Origin of the sequence: Erythrobacter sp. HKB08 (assembly GCF_004114695.1) — a bacterium.
Classification (GTDB): Bacteria; Pseudomonadota; Alphaproteobacteria; order Sphingomonadales; family Sphingomonadaceae; genus Parerythrobacter_A.
Map to the genome: position 1 here is coordinate 2,062,593 of NZ_CP035310.1, position 21,477 is coordinate 2,084,069.

Genomic DNA, 21,477 nt, shown 5'->3' on the forward strand with positions numbered 1-21,477 from the left:
AACGAGGTCACTCGCCGCTCGGTTCCACATCGTTCGGCTTCGCCAGCTTTACGGTGAAACGCCCGCGCGCCATCGGATCGTAGAACCGGCCATCGCGCAGCAGCAGTGCGCCGTCCTCGCAGGTTTCAAGGAACGGGACGCGGCTCCACAGGCGAAATGCGTCCTCTTCGCTTTGCGAGCCGACCGGCAGCGAGTTGCAGGCCGCCTGCGGTGCCGGACCGCCGAGCGATGTGCGGTCATCGCTGTACCCGCCGATTACCGACCAGTCGCTGCGGATCGGATAGGTCCAGCCGCCGGGATCCTTGCGGTAGCTGATCATCTCCCGCTCCCAGAAAACGAGTGGTTTCGGGGAAGCTATGATCTCGTCGCGAGCCTCTCCCTGGTACCCACGCTCGGCAGCGCCGGTGATGACGCCGTTGGCAAATATGTAAATGCCCGCAACGCTGAGCGCGACCTGTGCCGTGCGACGCCAGTTGCCGCCCCGTTTTTCCCGCCGCATCGAAAGCCAGGTCGCGACTATGAGGAGACCCCAGAGCCAAACGTCGATGATGAACAGCGTATCCCCGTAGAACCACTGGCTCGAGAACGGCTCCAGCAAGCGGATGCCATATACGTTCAGCCAATCGAGCGCCGGGTGGGTCAGGCAGCCGATGAAGGCGAGCAGGTAGAGCCATTTGAAATCGACCGGCATTCGACCCTCGGGCCGCTTCCCGCGCCCCGCCTGCCAGCGGTCGAAGGCCCACAGCAGCCCAGCCAGTATCAGCGGCAACAGCAGCAGTGCCGGTGGGCCATGGGTAATACCGCGGCGGAAACCGAGATGCTCGACGCCTTCGAGCCAGAAGAAGCACGCCGCATCGACATCGGGCAGGTTCGCCCCGATGATCAGCGCGGGCATGGCGAGCCCGGTCTTCTTCTTGAGCCCCGCCTGCCCGATCAGCGCGCCGACGAGGCTATGGGTGAGATTGTCCATCTAGGCTTCGCTCACCCTGACTAGGTCAGACCGGGTCCTGCGCCGTCCCGTCGACCGTCCAGGTCTGGCCCTTGGCGAGCAGCTTGGCGAGGCTCGTGTCCTTGCCTTCGCTCGAGCGCGCGCGCTCTTCGATGACCGCGCTCTCGAAAGTCGGGCGCGGATCGTCGTAGAGGACGCCGAGCGCCATCGGGAACGGGCCGAAGGGCATTTCGGCGAGCAGGTGCGCGATCATGCGGTTGGTCGCATCGTGGACCAGCACGCCGGCCGCCTTCCAATCGCCATCGACCACATCGACTACGGTGAGCGACAGCGCCTCGCGGTCGAGCGCGATGCCCATGGTGTCGCCGGCGAACAGCATCGGTTCGCCCGGCACCAGCCAGAGCTGGCGATCTTCCGCACCCTTGGGCGCGGCGAAATCGTCGAACACGTCCTTGTTGTAGACGATGCAGTTCTGGAAAATCTCGATAAAGGCCGCGCCCTGGTGGGCATGGGCTGCCTTGAGGACATCGGGCAGGTTCTTCGACACGTCGAAGCCGCGCCCGACGAAGCGTGCACCTGCACCGAGAGCGAAAGCCGCCGGATTGGCGGGCCGGTCGACCGAACCGATCGGGGTAGAGGGGCTGCGCGTACCGACGCGGCTGGTCGGCGAGTACTGGCCCTTGGTGAGACCGTAAATCTCGTTGTTGAACAGCATGATCTGCATGTTCACGTTGCGGCGCAGGACATGCAGCATGTGGTTGCCGCCGATCGACAGCCCGTCGCCGTCACCGGTAACGAGCCACACGTCGAGCTCCGGATTGGCGAGCTTTACGCCGGTTGCGAATGCAGGCGCGCGGCCGTGGATCGTGTGGAAGCCGTAGCTTTCCATGTAGTAGGGGAACCGGCTCGAGCAGCCGATGCCGCTGATGAAGCAGGTCTTCGCCGGATCCGCGCCGAGGTCGGGCAGCGTGCGCTGCACGGCCTTGAGGATCGCGTAGTCGCCGCAACCCGGGCACCAGCGGACCTCCTGGTCGGTGACCCAGTCCTTCAGCGTGGTTTCGATCTTGGCAGGTGCGTTCATGCCAGCGCTCCTTCGATCGCTGCTTCGAGTTCGGCAATGGTGAAAGGCTGGCCGCTGGTCTTGGTCAGCGGCTGTGCGTCGACGAGATACTGGTCGCGCAGCACGGTCTTGAACTGGCCGGTGTTCATCTCCGGCACGAGCACGCGTTCGTAGCTCTTGAGCAGGTCGCCGAGATTGGCCGGCAGCGGCCAGACATGGCGCACATGCACATGGCTCACGTCCATGCCCTTTGCACGGCAATTGTCGACGGCGCGGCGGATCGGGCCGAAGGTCGAGCCCCAACCCACGACGACCAGCTTGCCGCCCGGCTCGCCCGAGGCGACTTCCTGGTCGGGCACCGAAACACCCAGCACCTTGGACTTGCGCGCATCGGTCATCGCCTGGTGGTTCGAGGGCGAATAGTCGATGTGGCCGGTATCCTCGGCCTTCTCGATGCCGCCGATGCGGTGCATCAGGCCCGGCGTACCCGGCTTGATCCACGGCCGCGCGCCCTTCTCGTCGCGCTTGTAGGGCAGCAGTTCGCCGCCGCCGTTCTTCTCGGTCAGGAAGGTCGCCGGGAACGGCTCGTAGCTCGCCGGATCGGGCACTTTCCACGGTTCGGCTGCATTGGCGATGTAGCCATCGGTCAGCAGCATCACCGGGGTCATGTACTGGACTGCAATGCGGCAAGCCTCGATCGCGCATTCGAACGCGTCGCCCGGGCTGTTCGCCGCGATCACCGGCATCGGCGCATCGCCGTTGCGGCCATAGACGGCCTGGTAGAGATCGCTCTGCTCGGTCTTGGTCGGCAGGCCGGTCGAGGGGCCGCCGCGCTGCGAGTTGACGATGACCAGTGGAAGCTCGGTCATGATCGCAAGGCCCATCGCCTCGGTCTTGAGCGCGATGCCCGGACCGCTCGACGAAGTGACGCCGAGCTGCCCGGCGTAGCTTGCACCGATGGCAGCGCAGATCGCGGCAATCTCGTCTTCCGCCTGGAAGGTCGTGACGCCGAATTCCTTCAGCCGCGCAAGATGGTGCAGGATCGCCGAGGCGGGCGTGATCGGATAGCCGCCGAAGAACATCGGCAGTTCGGCAAGCTGCGCACCGGCAACGAGGCCGAGGCTGACGGCTTCCGCGCCCGTGATCGTGCGATAGAGGCCGGGATCGCTTTCGACCGGGTCGACATGCACCTGGCGCAGCGGGCCGGAAAGCTCCGCCGTTTCGCCATAGGCATGGCCCGCATCGAGCGCGGCGATGTTCGCATCGGCGATATCGGGCTTGGTCTTGAACTTGGCCTTGAGCCACTGGTGGATCGGCTCGCGCGGGCGGTCGAACATCCACAGCGCGAGGCCGAGGGTCCACATGTTCTTCGAGCGCAGCGCGTCCTTGTTGCCGAGGCCGAAGGGCTTCACCGCCTCGATCGTCTTCTCGCTGATGTCGAAGGCAAGCACGTCGTATTTCGCGAGGCTGTCGTCCTCCAGCGGGTTGCTGTCGTATTTCGCCTTTTCGAGGTTGCGCTTGGTGAAGGCGCCGGTGTCGGCAATGATCAGGCCGCCGGGCTTGAGCGCACCGACATTGGTCTTGAGCGCCGCGGGGTTCATCGCGACCAGCACGTCGGGCGCATCGCCCGCGGTGTTGATCTCGCGGCTGCCGAAATTGATCTGGAAGGCAGAGACGCCGAACAGCGTGCCCTGCGGCGCGCGGATTTCCGCCGGGAAGTCGGGGAAAGTCGCAAGGTCGTTGCCCGCGAGCGCGGTGGAGAGCGTGAACTGACCGCCCGTCAGCTGCATGCCGTCGCCGGAATCGCCGGCAAATCGGACCACTACGGCATCGGGAGATTGCGCCTCCTGCGGCGCGTCGGCGGCTTGGGTCGCCATGGACATTCCTTCGTCTCGCACCGTTAAAGCGGTGCTGTTTTCGGGCTGCGGCACCTATGAGCCGCAGCATCCTCTCGCAATCAAGTTTTTCTCCTACGTCACAAAAAGTCGAGTGGAAATAGCCGAAGGCTGCGCTAGGCTGATCGTTCAACAGGGAGAGAGACCGGAAAATGGCCGATACGGAACATTTCGTGCGCGACGATGTGAAAGCATTCCTTTCGATGCTCGAGCAGATGGGCGGACAGGGTGTCGAGGAAGTGGGGCACGAGGAAGGCCGCCAGCAGATGCGCGCGATGGGCGCAGTGGCGGAAGCCGATGCCAAGCCGCTGGCAGTCGTCAAGGACCTGACCTGCCCCGGACCGGCAGGCGATATCCCGCTGCGTCTCTACGACACCAAGGAAACGCGCGAACCCGGCCCCTGCGTGGTCTTCATCCACGGCGGCGGCTTCGTGATCGGCGACCTCGAGGTCTACAACAACCTTTGCACCGAGATTTCGCATTTCCTCGACTTGCCGGTGGTCTCGGTCGACTACCGCCTCGCGCCGGAGCACCCCTTCCCCGCCGCGCCCGACGATTGCGAGGCTGCCGCGCGCTGGATCGCGTCTTCGCCTGCGGCGCTGGGCCGCAAGATCACCGGCCTCGTCATCACCGGCGACAGTGCAGGCGGCAATTTGACCATCGTCACGACCAACCAGCTGGCCAACGATCCCGCCGACGTGCCGGTCGTGGTGCAGGCACCGATCTACCCGGTCGCGAGCGACGTCAGCGAGCACCAGAGCCTGAAGGACTTTTTCGACGGCTTCCTGCTCACCGGCGCGGCCATGGCATGGTTCACCGAGCAATATGGCGGCGACCCGAGCGACCCGCGCCACACGCCGATGGTCGGCGATTGCTCGAACACGCCGCCGACGGTGATCTGCACCGCCGGGCTCGATCCCTTACGCGATTCGGGACGCGAATATGCCGCGCACCTGATCCAGCAGGGCACCGAAGTGAGCTATTTCGAATTCCCGGGAATCATCCACGGCTTCACCACCTTGCGAAAGGCAATTCCCAGCGGTCAGGGCGATCTCGAGGCGTTCCTCGGCGCGATCAAGGTGAAGCTCTCGCGATACGGATAAGGACTGGTTTGGAAATGACAGAACTCGGCTACCGCCCCTGCGTCGGGGTGATGCTGGTCAATGCCGAAGGCCGCGCATTCGTCGGCCAGCGGATCGACAACAAGGATTCGGGTGCCTGGCAGATGCCGCAAGGCGGCGTCGATCCGGGCGAAGACCTGCGCGATGCTGCCCTGCGCGAGCTGGCGGAGGAAACCGGCGCGCGCGAACAGCATGTCGCTATCATCAGCCAGATGACCGAGACCGTGCGCTACGACCTGCCGGAAGAGCTGATCGGCAAGTTGTGGGGCGGAAAATATCGCGGGCAGGAGCAGTCGTGGTTCCTCGCCCGCTTCACCGGCGAAGATACGCATATCGACATCGAAGCGCACGATCCGCCCGAATTCTCGCAATGGATGTGGGTCGAGCCCGAGCGCCTGCCCGAGCTTATCGTGCCCTTCAAAAGGCGCGTCTATCGCACTGTATTGGAAGCGTTTCGCGACCTGATCTGAGCGATCAGTTCTGCGTCACCTGCGCGTCGGGAAGCACGTTTTCCGCGGCCAGGACGCGCGGCTGCGGGCCGCGCTGGATGGCCATGGCGAGGTCGCGCGTTTCGCTGCAATTGCTGCCGCACAGCGCCTCGAGCTTGGAGAGGTTCACGCGGGCCTTCTCGACCGCGCCCTTTTCCACCAGCGCCTCGCCCTCGCCCGAGATGGCGGCGAGATTTTCCGGCTCGCGTTCCAGCGCTTCGCGGTAATAGGTGATCGCCTTGCCCTGCAGCCCTTCGCGGCGCGCGGCTTCGGCAAGGTTGAGATAGATCGGCGTGTGCGCCGGATCGACCGCAAGTGCGGCCTCGAACGCATCGATCGCCTTCTGCGGCTGGCCCGCTTCGAGCGCAGCCTCGCCCTCGGCAATCAGCATCGCCGCGCGCGGAGCTGCTTCGCGTTCACCCGCAAGCCCCACACTCGAAGTCACCGCAAGGGCGAGCGAGAGGGCAGCTGCAATCGGGGTGTAGCGCATGATTAACTCCTTCACGGCAGGCAAATCGGGCGTGCGTAGCTTTGCCATAGACCGCGACGTTAACACGGCAAAACTAGACTCGCGATGAAAAATCCGTCCGTGCCATCGTGAAACGGGGTGAGCCGAATTCCTTCGCCTCGCGCCCTGCCGATGGGTAGCGCGGGCGTATCGGCCTGCCATGCGGGGTTCTCCGCGAGGAACGCCGCAACGCGGTCCGCGCCCTCGATATCAAGCACCGAGCACGTCACGAACACCAGCCTGCCGCCCGGTTTGACGAGCTTGGAAGCGATCTCGAGCAGCTTGGACTGAGTCTCGGCGAACTGGTCGAGTGCCTTGGCATCGAGCCGCCAGCGCGCCTCGGGCTTGCGGCGCCAGGTGCCGCTGCCCGAACAGGGCGCATCGACCAGTACCGCGTCCGCCTTGCCGTGGTAACCGGCCAGCGCCTCCAGTTCCTTGCCGGGATCGAGCAGGACGGTTTCGACCATCCCCGCCCCTGCCCGCTCGGCGCGCGGCGGCAGGTTTCCGAGACGGCGCTTGTCCGTGTCGCTGGCGATGAGCGTGCCGGTATTCTCCATCGCGGCTGCCAGGGCGAGTGTCTTGCCACCCGCTCCTGCGCACAGGTCGATGACCGTCTCGCCGGGCGTCGCGGACACGGCTGCGCAGGCCCACTGGCTGCCGTGATCCTGCACCTCGATCAGGCCGTCGCGATAGGCGGGCCATTGCTCGACCTGCGTGCCGGTCGCGAAACGCAGGGCTTGTGGCGCTGCCAGCTTCTCGCTGGATTCGGGCAGTTCGATGGTGTCGCGGCCGGACTTGAGCGTGTTCACGCGCACGTCGAGCGGCGCGCGGTCGAGAAGCGCAGTCGCCTCATCGCCCTCAATTCCCGAGGCGGCGAGAGCGGAAACCAGCCAGTCGGCAGCCACACCACCCTCGGCAGGCTTTTCCGACGAACCGATCGGTGCCGGCCCGAAGCGCGAGCCGTCGAACAGCTCGGAAATTGCCGCGTCCTCTTCGGCGAGCTGCAGCATCGCCGCGCGGCCATGCACCGGGATCGGTCCGCAAGCACGGATCGCGGAATATACCAGCTCGCGCACGGCGCGGCGGTCCTTCGATCCGGCATAGCGATTGGACCGTGCCCAATCGGCGATGATCCGGTCGGCCGGCGCGCCGCGGGTGCGTGCTGCCTCGATCACCGCATCGAGTATCTCGATTGCCGCCTGGACGCGTGCTGCGGGGGTCACAGGGCCTCCTCGAACATTTCGTCATTCCCGCGAAGGCGGGAATCCAGAGCCAAAACGAACCGCACCTGCCTCCCTGGATCCCCGCCTGCGCGGGGATGACGGAGGAGGGAACACATCAAGCTAGCGCGTCGGATAGTTCGGCGCCTCGCGGGTGATCGCAACGTCGTGGACATGGCTTTCGCTGAGGCCGGCATTGGTGATGCGCACGAACTTGCCGCGTTCCTTGAGGTCCGCGATGGTCGCGCTGCCGGTGTAGCCCATGGCCGCCTTGATGCCGCCGACGAGCTGGTGGATCACATCGGATGCCGGGCCCTTGAACGGGACCTGGCCCTCGATGCCTTCCGGAACGAGCTTCATCGCCGAGACGTCGGCCTGGAAATAGCGGTCGGCACTGCCGCGCGCCATCGCGCCGACGCTGCCCATGCCGCGATAGGCCTTGTAGCTGCGCCCCTGGTAGAGGAACGTCTCGCCCGGGCTTTCCGCCGTGCCTGCCAGCATCGAGCCGACCATGATGGTCGACGCGCCTGCCGCAAGCGCCTTGGCCGCATCGCCGCTGGTGCGAAGGCCGCCGTCGGCGATGATCGGAATGTCCGACTTCGCCGCTTCTTCGGCGCTTTCCATGATCGCGGTCAGCTGCGGGACGCCGACACCGGCGACGACGCGCGTGGTGCAGATCGAGCCCGGGCCGATGCCGACCTTGACCGCATCCGCACCCGCATCGATCAGCGCGCGGGTGGCTTCCGCCGTCGCGACATTGCCGGCGACGATCTGGACCGAGTTCGACAGCTTCTTCGCCCGTTCGACCGCCTTGGCAACGTCCTTGTTATGACCATGCGCCGTGTCGATGATGACGACGTCGACTTCGGCATCGACCAAAGCCTCGGTCCGCTCGAAGCCCTTGTCGCCGACGGTCGTAGCAGCTGCGACGCGCAGGCGCCCGGCGGCATCCTTGGTCGCTTCGGGATAGGTCACGGCCTTCTCGATGTCCTTCACCGTGATCAGGCCAATGCACTTGTAGTCGTCGTCGACCACCAGCAGCTTCTCGATCCGGCGCTGGTGGAGGAGGCGCTGGGCGTCTTCCTGGCTGGTGCCGAGCGGGACGGTCGCGAGGTTTTCGGTCGTCATCAGCTCGCGCACGGGCTGGTTCGGGTTCTCGGCAAAACGCACGTCGCGGTTGGTCAGGATACCGCACAGCTTGCCGTCACGGTCGGTGACCGGGATGCCGCTGATGCGGTTCTGCTGCATGATCGCCTGCGCCTCGCCCAAAGTCGCATCGGGTGCGATGGTGATCGGGTTGACCACCATGCCGCTTTCGAAACGCTTCACTGCGCGCACAGCCGCGCACTGTTCCGCGATGTCGAGATTGCGGTGGAGCACGCCGATACCGCCCAGCTGCGCCATGACGATCGCCATGTCGGCTTCGGTCACGGTGTCCATCGCTGCGGACAGGATCGGGATGTTGAGGCCGATCTCGCGCGTCAGCCGCGTCGAGGTATTCGCCATCGAAGGCAGAATGTCGCTCTCGGCCGGACGCAGCAATACGTCGTCGAATGTCAGGCCAAGGGGAATGTCCATAGGTGCCACTTTCGCGTCGGAAGATTCGTGGCGGCCCATGTAACCGCAGTTTGTGACACCCGCTAGGGGCGCGCTGCGATTTATTCGCGGGCGGCGTTACTCCGCCGTCCAGCCCCCGTCGATGCTCCAGTTCGCGCCGGTGACGTTGCCCATCTCCTCGCGGCACAGGAAAGTCGCCAGCGCGCCGATTTCCTCGACCTGGACGAACTTCTTGGTCGGCTGCTTGGCGAGCAGCACGTCGTTGATCACTTCGTCACGAGACAGGCCGCGCGCTTTCATCGTGTCGGGGATCTGCCCCTCGATAAGCGGGGTCCAGACATAGCCCGGGCTGATGCAATTCGCCGTCACGCCGGTCTGCGCCAGTTCGAGCGCGATGGTCTTGGTGAAGCCGTCGATCCCGTGCTTGCTGGCGTTGTAGGCGCTCTTGAAGGGCGATGCGGTCTTCGAATGGGCGCTGGCGGTGTTGATGATGCGGCCCCAGCCCTTCTGTTTCATATGCGGCACGGCAAGGCGCGTAGTGTGGAAAGCGGCCGTCAGGTTGAGCGCGATGATTGCGCTCCACTTGTCGACCGGGAAATCCTCGACCGGCGAGACGTGCTGCATGCCGGCATTGTTGACGAGGATGTCGACCGGACCGGCCTTTGCCATCAATTCCTCGCAGCCTTCCTGCGTCATCAGGTCGGCGCCGACATGGCTGGCCGAGAGTTCCTCGCACAGCTTGGCGATCTCTCCTTCGTCGCCGAAACCGTTCAGCACGACCTCTGCACCTTCGGCTGCCATTGCACGGGCGACGGCAAGGCCGATGCCCGAAGTGGAGCCGGTGACGAGGGCGCGCTTGCCTTTGAGGAACATGATTTTCTCCGAGAGGTTGTCCAGTTGCAGAGCGCGGTTGTTACGGGCATCACACCGGGTGTCCAGCCCTTCCGCAAAGGCTATTCTGCGATGGCAGGGCTGCAACCGGGGAGAGAGCATGCGCCTCAATCGATTCGATCCAAGCAATATCAAGGTCCGTTCGAGCCGCGGAGGCGGCGGCGGCTTCCCGATGGGTGGCGGCGGCAAGATGGGCTGCGGCGGCCTCGTCGTCCTGTTGCTCGTGGCCGTGCTGTTCGGCCCCGAGGCGCTGCAGAACTTCTCCGGCCCGACGACGGTCCAGCAGGGCCCCGGCGGACAGCAGGGCACTGCCTCGCAGGACGAGGTGGCGATCTGCACCGGCAGCGAATACGCCCTCGAGGCGTGCAATGCGCTCGATTCCCTCAACACGACGTGGGAGCGGACTTTTGCCGAGCAGAACGTCGGCTTCCGCCAGCCCGAGCTCGACCTGTTCCAGGATGGCCGCGTCGATACGCGCGGCTGCGGCAGCGCAACCTCGGCTGCGGGCCCGTTCTACTGCCCGGCGGACGAGACGATCTATATCGATACGAGCTTCTACGACCAGCTCGCCCGCATGGCCGGGACCGGCGGCGACTTCGCGCGCTACTACGTGATCGCGCACGAATATGGCCACCACATCCAGACGATCACCGGTGTCGCCGGCCAGATCCGCAGCGCGCAGCAGCGTAATCCGCGCCAGGCGAACCAGCTTCAGGTCCTCATGGAATTGCAGGCCGACTGCTATGCCGGCGTGTGGGCAGGCAAGAACCGCAACCTGATCGAGCCGGGCGACATGGAAGAGGGCCTGCGCGCGGCAAGCTCGATCGGCGACGACACGCTGCAACGAAATGCCGGCCAGCGCGTTAATCCGGAGAGTTTCACACATGGCACGAGCCAGCAGCGCATGCAGGCGCTGCGGCTCGGATTGGAGACGGGTGATGACAGGCAGTGCGACCGGATTGTCGAGATCGGCTAGGCTTATTGGCGCGGCGCTGCTGTTTTGCGGCAGCCCGCTCGCCGCGCAGGACCAGCCCGAGAGGGTGACCGACCGTGACCCGGACGCGATGGATGTCGCGACCACGCCGATCCAGGACCTGAACCTTTCGAGCGATCCGATCCCGGAGGCGCTGCAGGACGCCGTCGTCGCCCCCTATGCGAGCGAGACGCTTGTCGGATGCGACGACCTCAATCGCGAGATCGAGCGGCTCAACGTCGTGCTTGGCCCCGACCTCGATATCGACACCGAGGAACGGCGGGACATCACCATCGGCAAGGTCGCCAAGAGCGCGGTCGGATCGCTAATCCCCTTCCGCGGGGTGATTCGCGAGATTTCCGGCGCCGCCGATCGCGAGCGCGATTTCCAGGAAGCCATCCTCGCAGGCGCGGTGCGGCGCGGCTATCTCAAGGGCCTCGGCGAACAGCGCGGCTGTGCCTACCCGGCGCGCCCCGCCGACGTGAAGATCACGATTTCCGATGATGACGAGGTCGAGATGACCGAAAACGAAGACGCCGGATCCGAGGATGACGGCGAAGTCACCTTCGTCTCCGGCGAAGTCGTCCAGGGCGACTGAACGGGAGCCTCGGAAAGAGGCCCCCGCCCGTCCTCATCAACCGGCGTAACCGGTTTCCTCACGCTCGTTCTGGCCGATCGACCACTCGACATTGCGCGTTGCGTACATCACAGCTGCGAGTGCTGCGAAGAGCAGGATCGAGCCAATCATCAGCGACCATGCCTCGAGGCTGAGCAGCACGTAGATCGCGGCATAAAGGCCGACCAGCATTCCGCCGATCATCCCTGCCCTGCGCCACCCGCCGAGCACGGCCGCGCTATAGGCCGTCAGCAGCCCGATAATTGCGCCGCTCGCGATGAGGTAGGCAAGCGTGAAGCCGACCACCTCGGCGAAGGCGAGCAGCATTACGAAGAACAGGATCAGGCCGACCCCGGTCAGCAGGTACTCCGCCGATGCCACACGCGCGCCTCCGACCACGTCGAACATGAAATAGGCGAGGAAGGTGAAGCCGATGAACAGGAAGCCGTATTTCACCGAACGATCGACCTGGCTGTAAAGATCGACCGGCTCGACGAGACGGATCGCAGCGAGCTTGCTGCCACCGCCGGGCATGGTTTCGGCCGCGCTGTAGCGATCGATCGGCACTTCCATGCCGAAGGACGGCGGAGGACCGGCCTCATTGGTCGAAACCAGCGCCTCGCCCAGCGCGAGATTGGTGATCCCTTCGTATTTGGCAGTGAAGCCGTCGCTGCCGATTTCGCGGTTGTCGTTGTCGGGCAGGAAGCTGCCGACGAAACTGGGATGCTGCCACGGCGAGGTGATGGTCCATTCGGTCTCGCCGCCGCGCGGGATCAGCGCGAAGCTCTTGCTGCCGCGCAGGCCATAGGTCCACGCGACCGGAAGCTCGCCCTCGCCGTCCCATTCGACCGAGGTGGAGAACCCCGCACCGCCGGTGCTGCGCGGGCCGTTGCCGGGCTTCAATGCCAACTGCTCGCCCGCCACGCGCACGCTCGTCCCGTCGGTCAGGCCGCGCGGATCGGAAATGCCGAAGCGCAGTTCCGCCTGGTCGAACTGGAGTGCCGAGCGTTCGACATCGATGCGTGAAAGATCGTCCGGCAGCGTGAAGGTCGCCTCGCCGCTCGTGTCGGAATCGTAGATCACCGAACGGTAGATCGAATATTCCTTGTAGTCGGGCTGCAGCTCGGTCCGCACGACCTGCTTCTGCGGCGAGACGAACAGCTCGCGCCGCTGGGTCACGGTACGGCAGCGGTTCTGGCCGTTGACGGTTTCCGTCTCGGTCACTTCGGCTTCGAAGGGGATGACCAGCATCGGCCCGGCAATCGTCTGCTCCCCGCCCCAGCCTGCGGTGATCGCCTCCTGCGCGGTTTCCGACTGGCTCTCGCGGTCGCTGACGAGCAGGTAGACCATGGCGAGCGGCACGATCAGCATGAAGCCGATCACGCACATGAAAAGGAGCTTCAGCCCCGGGCTGCGATTTTGCACTTGAACCTCCCTTGCTGCGGTGAACCGTGCAATACGAGCGACGAATGAATGCGCTGTGAATGTGCGGGAGGATGGTTTCGCGTGGCATCCCATAGGCTTGGCATACGCTCGGCCACAGGTGCCGGAATTGAGAGAGGGCGGGAGCGGTCCAAGCCACTCCCGCCCTCAAGGCCGGTCAGAACCTCGGGAAAAGTCTAGTTCCGGCTTTTCATTTCAGCGATCTTCTCGTCGAGGGCGGAAAGCACCTCGGCGCGGATGTCGCTGTCCATTTCCTTGCTCTTGGCGATCTCGGCACGGGCCGTCTTGAGGCCTTCGAGCGCGCTCGCCATGATTTCGCTGGTGCACAGGCGGGTGACCTTCTTGCCGTCGCCATCGCGGAATTCGGCACCCTTGCTGCCGTCGCGGCAGGTCACGCTGACCTTGGTCAGGCCGTGCTTGCCGTCGTCGAATTCGAGCATGGCGACGCGGGCTTCTTCCATCGCCTCGTCGATCTCGATGTCCATTTCGGCGAGTTCCTTGCGGACTTCGGCGAGCATCTTCTGGCGCTCTTCCCTGGACATCTTCTCGTCGCCGTGGATCACGACCTTGCGTTCGCGCCGGACGGTGCGCTTTTCGCCGTCCTCGTCCTTGTCCTCGATACGGATGACGCGGACTTCGCGCTCTTCCTGCTGGTCGACATCGGCTTCTTCCCACTGGTCCACTTCGGGAGCGACCTGGACTGCGAGCGGGAGCGGCGGAGCGGGCGGCGCCGGCGGTGCGGGCACCGTCGTCGGAGCAGCCGGTGCTGCGGGCGGAGCGGGCACGGGCGCGGCTGCATAGCTGATCGTAGCGGTCAGCGGCAGCGCGATCAGGCCGGCGGCCAGCAGGGCGCGCCCGGTATTCCGGCGACGCGGTGAGTGGTTCGACATTGTGAGACTCCTCAAACGGTGAATAATCGACTTGTCCCCCAGCACCGGGCACGCCATCGGCGCTGCCAGGGCGACATGCGGTCCGGTCGCGAAACCGGCGATTACGGAGGCGTAGGCCCCCTTCTGTTCAGTCCCACGCGCTGCGATAACCCGGGCATCGCAGGCGGCTTCCTGGTCGCGCCGCATTGCGCGCCAGCCAACCCACCCCAACGGATTGAACCAGTGCATCGCGAAAAGCGGCTGGACGAGAAAATTGGCGAGCAAATCTTGCCCGCGGTGATGGGCAAGCTCGTGCTCGAGCGCGAGATCGCGCGTCGCGCGGTCGGTCAGCGCCATGAAGCCGATCGGCAGGGCGATGACCTTGTCCTGCACCCCGAAGGCGATCGGCGCTTCGGTCGCGGGCGTCTCGAGCAGGCGGATCTTGCCCGCCTCGCCCATCGGACGCGCTTCGGACAAAAGCTCGCGGCGCATTTCGAAATACTGTTGGAAACGCCGCACCATGAAGGCAGCTGCGCCAAGCGCCCAGACGGCGAGCGCGACGAGCAGCCAGTCGATTGCCGGCGCGGCAGCGGCGGCGGCAGGTGCAGCAGCCTCTCCGTTAAAGTCGAAAGCGAAAGCCATCGGCTCGACGGCGGCAGGCGCATCGGAGACCGGCTCCTGCGGGGCCATCCAGCTCGGCAGGGTGATCGGCGGCATGACGAGCCGCGCCATGGGCAGCGCCCACAGCATGTAGGCGACTTGCGGGCCGAAGCGGCGGGCGACCGGGCGGCGAAGGACCAGGACGAGCGCAATCAGCACGCCGGTCCACAGGATCGTGTCGAGGAGCATGCTCATTTGCGCAGCTCCTTCACCAGGGCCTCGATTTCCGAAAGGTCGTCATCGGTCAGCGCCTCGTTTTCCGCGAGATGCGCGAAGAGCGGGGCTGCACGGCCACCGAACAGGCGGTCAACCAGGCGGCGGCTTTCGGTGCCGACATAGGATGAGCGTTCGAGAACGGGCTGGTAGAGGAAACGGCGACCGTCGGGCCGGGTCGCAAGGGCACCCTTGCCGACCAGGCGCGACAGCAGCGTCTTGACCGTGGCGAGGCTCCAGTCGCGATCTTCGCACACCGCCTCGCAAACTTCGGCGGCGGTGAGCGGGCTGCGGTCCCACAGGACCTCCATCACAGCATGCTCAGCCTCGCTGATGCGTTCCGGTTTATCGTCTTCGCCGCGTGCCACAGCCGACCTCCCACGTTTCGACTACAGGTGTAGGCACATCGACTACGGCTGTAAACATGAAGCCTGTATGAACACGCGTTCAGCTTCGACGAACGACATGGGAAGGCTGCCGAACGGCGAGCGGGCGGACGGTCAGGCGGATGCGGAAATCGCTGCGATGTCCTTGCGCGCTTCGATCTCGCGGCAGAGCAGTTCGAAATCGCGCTCATCCTTGAACGTATGGGCGGAGAGCTGCACTTTCTTGCCGCCCTTCCCCCGCACCGCAATCGCCGGCAGGGTCTGGATGCGAAAGCGGTCGAGCCGGGTGATCTCGTCCCAGCGAATGCCGATGTCCTTCGCCATCGGCCGATCGCGCACTTCGAGGCGCTTTGCACCGATGTGGACGTAGGGCTTGCTGCCGCGCAGCAGCCCGAGAAGGATGAACATCCCGGGCCCGAGCATCGCAAGCATGCCGAGCAGGAACAGAGCGTCCCAGATTATCGGATCGAGGCTGAAGCCGAGGTCGAGCCCGCGATACACAACATCGCTCGCGTCTTCGAAAAGCAGCCCGTAGGCGAACATGAAGCCGAAGCCGAAGAACAGCAACATGACGAACACGCTAGCCGCCAGCGGCACATGCATGCGCAGGATCAGCGATCCGTCGGGCCGTTCTTCGAGTGCCATTCAAACCTCGGATGCGACTGTGCCCGTCCAGGCGGGCACAGCCTTCAATAGCATCCGAAGCTTGGCGGTTAGTAAACCCGCTTCTTCGGCTTGATGTACTCGATGTCGTCGGTGAGCGTGTATTCGTGGACCGGACGGTAGTCGATCTTCACGTCGCCGCCCTTGCCGCCCCAGCCTTCGAACCAGGCCGCGGTGTGCTTCATCCAGTTCTTGTCGTCACGATCCGGGAAATCCTCGTGCGCGTGGGCGCCGCGGCTTTCCTTGCGGTTTTCCGCGCTCGACATGGTCACGACGGCCTGCGCCATGAGGTTGTCGAGCTCGAGCGTCTCGAGCAGGTCGGTGTTCCAGATCAGCGAACGGTCGGAGACGTGGATGTCCTGCATCCGCTTGTTCTCCTGCGCGAGCAGCTTGACGCCTTCCGACATCAGCGCGCTGTCGCGGAAGACCGCCGCGTGCTTCTGCATCGTCTTCTGCATGTCCGCACGGATCGCCGCGGTCGGCGAGCCGCCCTTGGCATTGCGGAAATGATCGACGCGGCTGAGCGCGAAATCGGCGCTGTCGGCCGGGAGTTCGGCCTGGCTCACACCGCCCTTGAGGATATCGCGCAGGCGATGGCCGGTCGCACGGCCGAATACGACGAGGTCGATCAACGAGTTCGAGCCGAGGCGGTTCGCGCCGTGGACCGACACGCAGGCAGCCTCGCCGACGGCGAACAGGCCAGGGACCACGTGGTCCGGATTGCCGTCCGGCCCGATGGTCACGACTTCGCCGTGATAGTTACAGGGGATGCCGCCCATGTTGTAGTGGACGGTCGGGGTCACGGGCAGCGGCTGGCGGGTCAGGTCGACGCCCGCGAAGATCTTGCCGCTCTCGGTGATGCCCGGCAGGCGTTCTGCCAGCACATTCGGGTCGATGTGGTCGAGGTGCAGGTAGATGTGGTCGCCATCCGGCCCCACACCGCGCCCTTCGCGCATTTCCAGCGCCATCGAACGGCTGACGACGTCGCGCGAGGCAAGGTCCTTCGCGCTCGGCGCATAGCGTTCCATGAAACGCTCGCCTTCCGAGTTGGTGAGGTAACCGCCCTCGCCGCGCGCACCCTCGGTGATGAGGACGCCTGCGCCGTAGATGCCGGTCGGGTGGAACTGGACGAATTCCATATCCTGCAGCGGAAGCCCTGCACGCAGCACCATGCCGCCGCCGTCGCCGGTGCAGGTATGGGCCGAGGTCGCGGTGTAGTAGCAACGGCCGTAGCCGCCGGTTGCGAGCACCACGGCCTGCGCGCGGAACCGGTGCATCACACCGTCTTCCATGCACATCGCCATGACGCCGACGCAGCGCTTCTCGCCGTCGACTTCGTTCATGATCAGGTCGAGCGCGAAATACTCGATGAAGAAGTCCGCATCGTACTTCAGGCTCTGCTGGTAGAGCGCGTGCAGCATGGCATGGCCGGTACGGTCCGCCGCCGCGCAAGTGCGCTGGACGGGCGGGCCTTCGCCCATGTTCTGCATGTGGCCGCCGAACGGGCGCTGGTAGATCGTGCCGTCCTCGTTGCGGCTGAAGGGCACGCCTGCGTGCTCCAGCTCGTAAACGGCGGCGGGCGCTTCACGCGCGAGATATTCGATCGCGTCCTGGTCGCCGAGCCAGTCGGAGCCCTTGACGGTATCGTACATGTGCCACGTCCAGTGGTCGGGCGTGTTGTTGCCGAGCGAGGCGGCGATACCGCCCTGCGCTGCAACGGTGTGCGAACGGGTCGGGAAGACCTTCGAAATATTCGCGGTCTTCAGGCCCGCTTCGGCCGCACCCATGGTGGCACGCAGGCCCGAACCGCCGGCACCCACGACGACCACGTCATAGGTGTGGTCGATGATCTTGTAGGCAGGCTGGGTGGAAGAATTGTCAGCCATCAGGCGGCTCCTCCAAGAGCAAGGCGGGCGACGCAGAAGATGCCGAATGCGGCACCGCCGAGCGTCGCGAGATTGAGAAGTGCGATAAGGGCAAACTTGTTGCCCGGGGTGTGGACGTAGTCTTCGACCAGCACCTGCAGGCCGAGGCGTGCGTGCCAGAAGACGCTGACGATCAGCAGGGCCATCGCGACAGCCGGGACGGGCTTCGCGAGATAGCCGGCCATGGTGGCGTAGCTGAGGTCGGGCAGCAGGATGAAGCTGGCGACAAGCCAGAGCATCAGCACCAGGTTGCCGATGGCGGTGAAGCGCTGCACCAGCCAGTGATGCGCGCCCTCGTGCGCCGAGCCGAGCCCGCGCACCTTCCCGATCGAGGTTCCGTTACCCATGGTTCAAATCCTCAGAGATAGAGCACCGCGGCCCAGAAGCCGGCGGTCAGCAGGATGGCGATGATCGGCGAGGCGATCGACCACATGCGGTTGGTATCGAGTTCGTAGCCCGCACCGATGTCGAGCACGAAGTGGCGCAGCCCGCTCATCATGTGGGTGAAGAAAGCCCAGGACAGGCCGACCAGCACGACATAGCCGACCGGCGAAGTCGCGAGCGTCACGAAGTCTTCATAGGCTGCGGGACCGGACGCGAGCGCGCCGAGCCACCAGAGCAGGACGGCAAGACCGACCAGCGCCATCCCGTCCCCGGTAACCCGGTGCAGGATCGAGACCAGCATGTGCGGTCCCCATTTCCAGATCTGAAGGTGCGGCGATAGCGGTCGGTTGCTCATAAGCTTGTGTCCGGTGGTGTCCCCTGTGAAGCCGCCCTCTTAGCGCAATGGCGAGGCGAGACAAGGCGTGGACGCTCGACATAGGGTGCAAATTTTCGGATAGGGTTTGCATGGGAAGCATTCTGGTTACCGGGTCGAGCCGCGGCATAGGCGCCGCAATCCGTAAACAGCTCGAATCACGCGGACAGCTGGTCATCGGCCACGGCTCTGCCGATCACGACGCACAGACCATCGGCGCGGACTTCACCGAACCGCAGGCACCGGCGATGCTGTGGCAGGAAGCGCTCAAGCGCTCGGCCGGCGAGATCGACGTGCTGGTGAACAACGCCGGCCTGTTCGATCCCAATCCTATCGACCGATCCGACATCGAGTGGCTCGACGCGTGGGAAGACACCATGCGCATCAACCTCACCTCCGCCGCGCAGCTCAGCCGTTTCGCGGTGAGGCACTGGCAGGAACGCGGGGTGGAAGGGCGTATCGTCCATGTCGCAAGCCGCGCAGGGCATCGCGGGGATTCGCCCGCGCACTGGCACTACGCCGCGGCGAAGGGCGGGATGCTCGCCATGCACAAGACCATCGCGCGGCAATATGCGAAGGACGGCATCGTCAGCTTTGCGATCACGCCGGGCTTCACCGATACCGCGATGGCCGGCGACTATCTCGCCAGCCGCGGCGGGCCGGGGCTGCTCGCCGACATCCCGCTCGGCCGGGTGGCGGAGCCGGAAGAGATCGCGACCATCGCCGTATTCTGCGCGCTCGATGCGCCCGCCTCCATGACCGGCGCGACGATCGACGCGAATGGCGCGAGCTATGTTCGCTAGGGCGATTGCCGCGTCGCTGGCGGCATTCCTGAGCTTGTCCTTTTCGCCCATGGCGAGTGCGCAGCCGGTCGACGAGGCTCGTGAAGCATGGCTCGCGGCGTGCGAAGACTGGGACGACTGGAACAAGCCCGCCCCGCCCTTCAGGATCTACGGCAACAGCTGGTATGTCGGGACCTGCGGCATCGCTGCGATCCTTATCGTCGGCCCGACGACCCATGTACTGATCGACACCGGGACCGAAGAAGGCGCCGAGGTCGTGCGCGCCAATATCGAACAGCTCGGTTACGACATGAAGGATGTCACCGTCCTCCTCCAGAGCCACGAGCATTTCGACCACGTCGGCGGCCTTGCGAAAATGAAAGAATGGACCGGCGGCGCGGTCGTCGCTTCGAAAAGGGCGCTGCTCGTACTGGAAACCGGCATGAGCGATCCCGCCGATCCGCAGCACGGCATGCATGCTCCCATGACGCCGGTCCCTGCGCTGCGCGGCCTGACCGATGGCGATACCGTCCTTGGCGCCGGCAAGCAGTTCAACGCGATCGAAACACCGGGCCACACGCCGGGCGCGCTGAGCTGGCGCTGGCTCGATTGCGAGGGAATTGTCTGCGCGTGGATCGTCTATGCCGACAGCCTCTCGCCCGTCAGCGCAGACGAGTACCGCTTCTCCGACCATCCAGAATATGTCGAAGAATACCGCGCCGGGCTCGCACGCCTTGCAGAAACAGAATGCAGCATTCTCGTAACCCCCCACCCCTCCGCCAGCCGCATGCTTCACCGTATGCGCGGCGACGAGCCGTGGCTCGATCCAAAAGGTTGCGCGAATTATGCCGAAGCCGTCGGCAAGCGCCTCGATGAACGGCTGGCAAGGGAGCGCGGCGAGTGAGCGCCTGGAAAATCTCCGCCTTTGCGCCCAAGCCTGTCGTGCAGGACGCATTGCTCGCGCATGAGGAGGCGTGGGACTGGGATCCGGAAGTCGTGCTGTCGGGCCGCGAGGTGGCCGAGGAGCGGCCGCAGGACTGGGTGCTCGAAGCATGGCTCTCGCGCAAGCCGGGCAAGAGCGACACGCAGGCCGTGCAGCAGCTCTTTTCAGGACGGGCGCCCAACCTCGTCATCGAGAAGCTGCCGGACGAGGACTGGCTGACGCTCAGCCAGCAGGGTGTCGAGCCGATCGACGCGGGCAAGTTCCACGTCCACACGCCCGATTATCCGCCGCTCGACACTCCCGGTGTGCGATCCTTTGCCATTCCCGCGAGCCAGGCTTTCGGGACCGGCCAGCACGAAACGACCGCCGGTTGCCTCGAAATGCTGACGACGATGAAGCGCCGCGGCGTCACCGCGCGCAATCTCGCGGATATCGGGACCGGGACGGGCCTGCTCGCCTTCGCCGCGCTCGACCTGTGGCCGCGCGCGCTCGCCACCGCGAGCGATATCGACGACGTCTGCGTCGAGGTGGTCGAATACAATGCCGCGCAGAACGGCTTCCCCATGGGTGCAGGCGCGGGCGAATTGACGATGGTCGTTGCCGACGGGATGGACCACCCGCTGCTGCAGGCGCGCGGGCCCTACGATTTGCTGATCGCCAACATCCTCGCCGGTCCGCTGGTCGAGCTCGCGCCCTCCTTTGCCAGGAGCACGGTTGCCGGAGGCAGCCTGCTGCTTGCCGGATTGCTCGAAACGCAGGAGGCCAGCGTGCGCCGGGCCTATCGCCGCGAGGGCTTCCGCCTTGCCGCGAAGATCGTGAATGGCGACTGGTCGATCCTCTGGCTGCGCAAGCGGAATACCAGATGAGAACCGCCAAGCGGGTCGTCCTGTGGCCCATCGCGGCGCTGCTTGCTGCGACGCTGCTCTATTTCCTCGCTGCATGGGTCGGCAGTTCGATCCCGCGCAATTCGGGCTGGACCGAGCCGTCCACCGGTGTCGAGATCATGGTCGAGGACAATGGCGTCCACACCGCCATCATCATGCCCTTGGTGAGCGAGCAGGTGGACTGGCGCGCGCATTTCCCGCTCACCGACCTCGCCCGTCCCGACGCAGGCTACACGCATGTCTCGGTCAGCTGGGGCGAGCACAATGTCTTCCTCAACACGCCGACCTGGGCCGACCTGTCGCTGTCGACAGCGCTGGGTGCAGCTACGGGAGGCGACGTGCTGACCCATGCGGCGTTCTATGTGCGCCCCGCGGCCTCGCCATCCCATCGCAGGCTGACGATCAGCGAGGAAACCTATGCGCGGCTGGTCGAAGCCGTGCTGAAACGCTCGCAGACCGGAGGTGAGAAACGCGCCCTCCCGGGCTATGCCGCCTACGACGCGTTCTACCCCGCCCCCGGCACCTATCACCTCGGCAATACCTGCAACCAGTTCGTCAGCGACGCGCTGGCGGAGGCAGGCATCCGCACCGGCTGGTGGACGCCGATGGCGGGCGGCGTGATGAAGTGGGTCCCGCTGCCGCCTGAATAATCCGCGCGGAACCCACGCCAGCGC

General features: G+C 65.2%; 22 protein-coding genes. 8 read left to right on the forward strand and 14 right to left on the reverse strand.

What is annotated here, in order from left to right; all coding sequences use genetic code 11:
- Positions 1 to 7: 7 nt before the first annotated feature.
- The 3 genes from EO245_RS09945 to EO245_RS09955 are packed head-to-tail and all read right to left on the reverse strand — an operon-like array spanning position 8 to position 3,886.
- Positions 8 to 970, reverse strand: coding sequence for a metal-dependent hydrolase (locus EO245_RS09945; RefSeq protein WP_128892781.1), 963 nt, complete (start codon positions 968 to 970; stop codon positions 8 to 10).
- 25 nt (positions 971 to 995) lie between these two features.
- On the reverse strand, positions 996 to 2,030 hold the full coding sequence (locus tag EO245_RS09950) for a 2-oxoacid:ferredoxin oxidoreductase subunit beta (protein ID WP_128892782.1): 1,035 nt from the start codon (positions 2,028 to 2,030) through the stop codon (positions 996 to 998).
- Positions 2,027 to 3,886 carry a 2-oxoacid:acceptor oxidoreductase subunit alpha gene (locus tag EO245_RS09955; RefSeq protein WP_234026871.1) on the reverse strand — a complete coding sequence of 620 codons (1,860 nt, stop codon included), beginning with the start codon at positions 3,884 to 3,886 and terminating at the stop codon, positions 2,027 to 2,029. Before EO245_RS09955 ends, EO245_RS09950 begins: the two co-directional genes overlap by 4 nt.
- A gap of 170 nt (positions 3,887 to 4,056) precedes the next feature.
- Between EO245_RS09955 and EO245_RS09960 the strand changes: the two genes are divergently transcribed.
- Both EO245_RS09960 and EO245_RS09965 read left to right on the forward strand, forming a co-directional pair.
- Positions 4,057 to 5,007, forward strand: coding sequence for an alpha/beta hydrolase (locus EO245_RS09960; RefSeq protein WP_128892784.1), 951 nt, complete (start codon positions 4,057 to 4,059; stop codon positions 5,005 to 5,007).
- 14 nt (positions 5,008 to 5,021) lie between these two features.
- Positions 5,022 to 5,495, forward strand: coding sequence for an RNA pyrophosphohydrolase (locus EO245_RS09965; RefSeq protein ID WP_128892785.1), 474 nt, complete (start codon positions 5,022 to 5,024; stop codon positions 5,493 to 5,495).
- Between the two features lie 4 nt (positions 5,496 to 5,499).
- On the opposite strand, the gene EO245_RS09970 is transcribed toward EO245_RS09965, so the two are convergent.
- The 4 genes from EO245_RS09970 to EO245_RS09990 all read right to left on the reverse strand — a co-directional run bounded on the left by EO245_RS09970 (position 5,500) and on the right by EO245_RS09990 (position 9,671).
- Positions 5,500 to 6,051 (reverse strand): tetratricopeptide repeat protein, encoded by a 552-nt coding sequence (locus tag EO245_RS09970; RefSeq protein WP_128892786.1) that lies wholly within the window; start codon positions 6,049 to 6,051, stop codon positions 5,500 to 5,502.
- An 11-nt stretch (positions 6,052 to 6,062) separates the two neighbouring features.
- Positions 6,063 to 7,244 (reverse strand): RsmB/NOP family class I SAM-dependent RNA methyltransferase, encoded by a 1,182-nt coding sequence (locus tag EO245_RS09975; protein WP_128892787.1) that lies wholly within the window; start codon positions 7,242 to 7,244, stop codon positions 6,063 to 6,065.
- A gap of 120 nt (positions 7,245 to 7,364) precedes the next feature.
- Positions 7,365 to 8,819: an IMP dehydrogenase gene (guaB, locus tag EO245_RS09985; protein ID WP_128892789.1), complete on the reverse strand. Its 1,455-nt coding sequence runs from the start codon at positions 8,817 to 8,819 to the stop codon at positions 7,365 to 7,367.
- 96 nt (positions 8,820 to 8,915) lie between these two features.
- Positions 8,916 to 9,671: a 3-hydroxybutyrate dehydrogenase gene (locus EO245_RS09990; RefSeq protein WP_128892790.1), complete on the reverse strand. Its 756-nt coding sequence runs from the start codon at positions 9,669 to 9,671 to the stop codon at positions 8,916 to 8,918.
- A gap of 118 nt (positions 9,672 to 9,789) precedes the next feature.
- Here EO245_RS09990 and EO245_RS09995 point away from each other — a divergent pair, with 118 nt between their 5' ends.
- Both EO245_RS09995 and EO245_RS10000 read left to right on the forward strand, forming a co-directional pair.
- Complete coding sequence (locus EO245_RS09995) at positions 9,790 to 10,665, forward strand: neutral zinc metallopeptidase (protein WP_128892791.1); 876 nt, start codon at positions 9,790 to 9,792, stop codon at positions 10,663 to 10,665.
- Positions 10,649 to 11,260: a hypothetical protein gene (locus EO245_RS10000; protein ID WP_199798646.1), complete on the forward strand. Its 612-nt coding sequence runs from the start codon at positions 10,649 to 10,651 to the stop codon at positions 11,258 to 11,260. Before EO245_RS09995 ends, EO245_RS10000 begins: the two co-directional genes overlap by 17 nt.
- A 36-nt stretch (positions 11,261 to 11,296) precedes the next feature.
- Here EO245_RS10000 and creD read toward each other — a convergent pair whose 3' ends face one another.
- From creD to sdhC, 7 genes are all read right to left on the reverse strand, one after another.
- Positions 11,297 to 12,703, reverse strand: a complete 1,407-nt coding sequence (gene creD / locus EO245_RS10005) for a cell envelope integrity protein CreD (protein ID WP_234026872.1) — start codon at positions 12,701 to 12,703, stop codon at positions 11,297 to 11,299.
- 194 nt (positions 12,704 to 12,897) lie between these two features.
- Positions 12,898 to 14,445, reverse strand: coding sequence for a M56 family metallopeptidase (locus tag EO245_RS10010; RefSeq protein WP_128892793.1), 1,548 nt, complete (start codon positions 14,443 to 14,445; stop codon positions 12,898 to 12,900).
- Positions 14,442 to 14,831 carry a BlaI/MecI/CopY family transcriptional regulator gene (locus tag EO245_RS10015; protein WP_128892794.1) on the reverse strand — a complete coding sequence of 130 codons (390 nt, stop codon included), beginning with the start codon at positions 14,829 to 14,831 and terminating at the stop codon, positions 14,442 to 14,444. Before EO245_RS10015 ends, EO245_RS10010 begins: the two co-directional genes overlap by 4 nt.
- Positions 14,832 to 14,963: 132 nt before the next feature.
- Positions 14,964 to 15,494, reverse strand: a complete 531-nt coding sequence (locus EO245_RS10020) for a hypothetical protein (RefSeq protein ID WP_128892795.1) — start codon at positions 15,492 to 15,494, stop codon at positions 14,964 to 14,966.
- 68 nt (positions 15,495 to 15,562) lie between these two features.
- Positions 15,563 to 17,398, reverse strand: a complete 1,836-nt coding sequence (sdhA, locus tag EO245_RS10025; protein ID WP_128892796.1) for a succinate dehydrogenase flavoprotein subunit — start codon at positions 17,396 to 17,398, stop codon at positions 15,563 to 15,565.
- Positions 17,398 to 17,784, reverse strand: a complete 387-nt coding sequence (gene sdhD, locus EO245_RS10030; protein ID WP_128892797.1) for a succinate dehydrogenase, hydrophobic membrane anchor protein — start codon at positions 17,782 to 17,784, stop codon at positions 17,398 to 17,400. The genes sdhA and sdhD overlap by 1 nt, the downstream gene beginning before the upstream one ends.
- Before the next feature lie 11 nt (positions 17,785 to 17,795).
- On the reverse strand, positions 17,796 to 18,176 hold the full coding sequence (gene sdhC / locus EO245_RS10035) for a succinate dehydrogenase, cytochrome b556 subunit (RefSeq protein WP_128892798.1): 381 nt from the start codon (positions 18,174 to 18,176) through the stop codon (positions 17,796 to 17,798).
- A gap of 110 nt (positions 18,177 to 18,286) precedes the next feature.
- Between sdhC and EO245_RS10040 the strand changes: the two genes are divergently transcribed.
- The 4 genes from EO245_RS10040 to EO245_RS10055 are packed head-to-tail and all read left to right on the forward strand — an operon-like array spanning position 18,287 to position 21,453.
- A complete protein-coding gene (locus EO245_RS10040; RefSeq protein WP_128892799.1) occupies positions 18,287 to 18,997 on the forward strand; it encodes an SDR family NAD(P)-dependent oxidoreductase in 711 nt (236 codons plus the stop codon).
- A 49-nt stretch (positions 18,998 to 19,046) separates the two neighbouring features.
- Positions 19,047 to 19,880 (forward strand): subclass B3 metallo-beta-lactamase, encoded by an 834-nt coding sequence (bla, locus tag EO245_RS10045; protein WP_199798647.1) that lies wholly within the window; start codon positions 19,047 to 19,049, stop codon positions 19,878 to 19,880.
- A complete protein-coding gene (locus tag EO245_RS10050) occupies positions 19,877 to 20,785 on the forward strand; it encodes a 50S ribosomal protein L11 methyltransferase (RefSeq protein ID WP_128892801.1) in 909 nt (302 codons plus the stop codon). Before bla ends, EO245_RS10050 begins: the two co-directional genes overlap by 4 nt.
- Positions 20,782 to 21,453, forward strand: a complete 672-nt coding sequence (locus EO245_RS10055; RefSeq protein ID WP_128892802.1) for a DUF2459 domain-containing protein — start codon at positions 20,782 to 20,784, stop codon at positions 21,451 to 21,453. Before EO245_RS10050 ends, EO245_RS10055 begins: the two co-directional genes overlap by 4 nt.
- Positions 21,454 to 21,477: the final 24 nt, after the last annotated feature.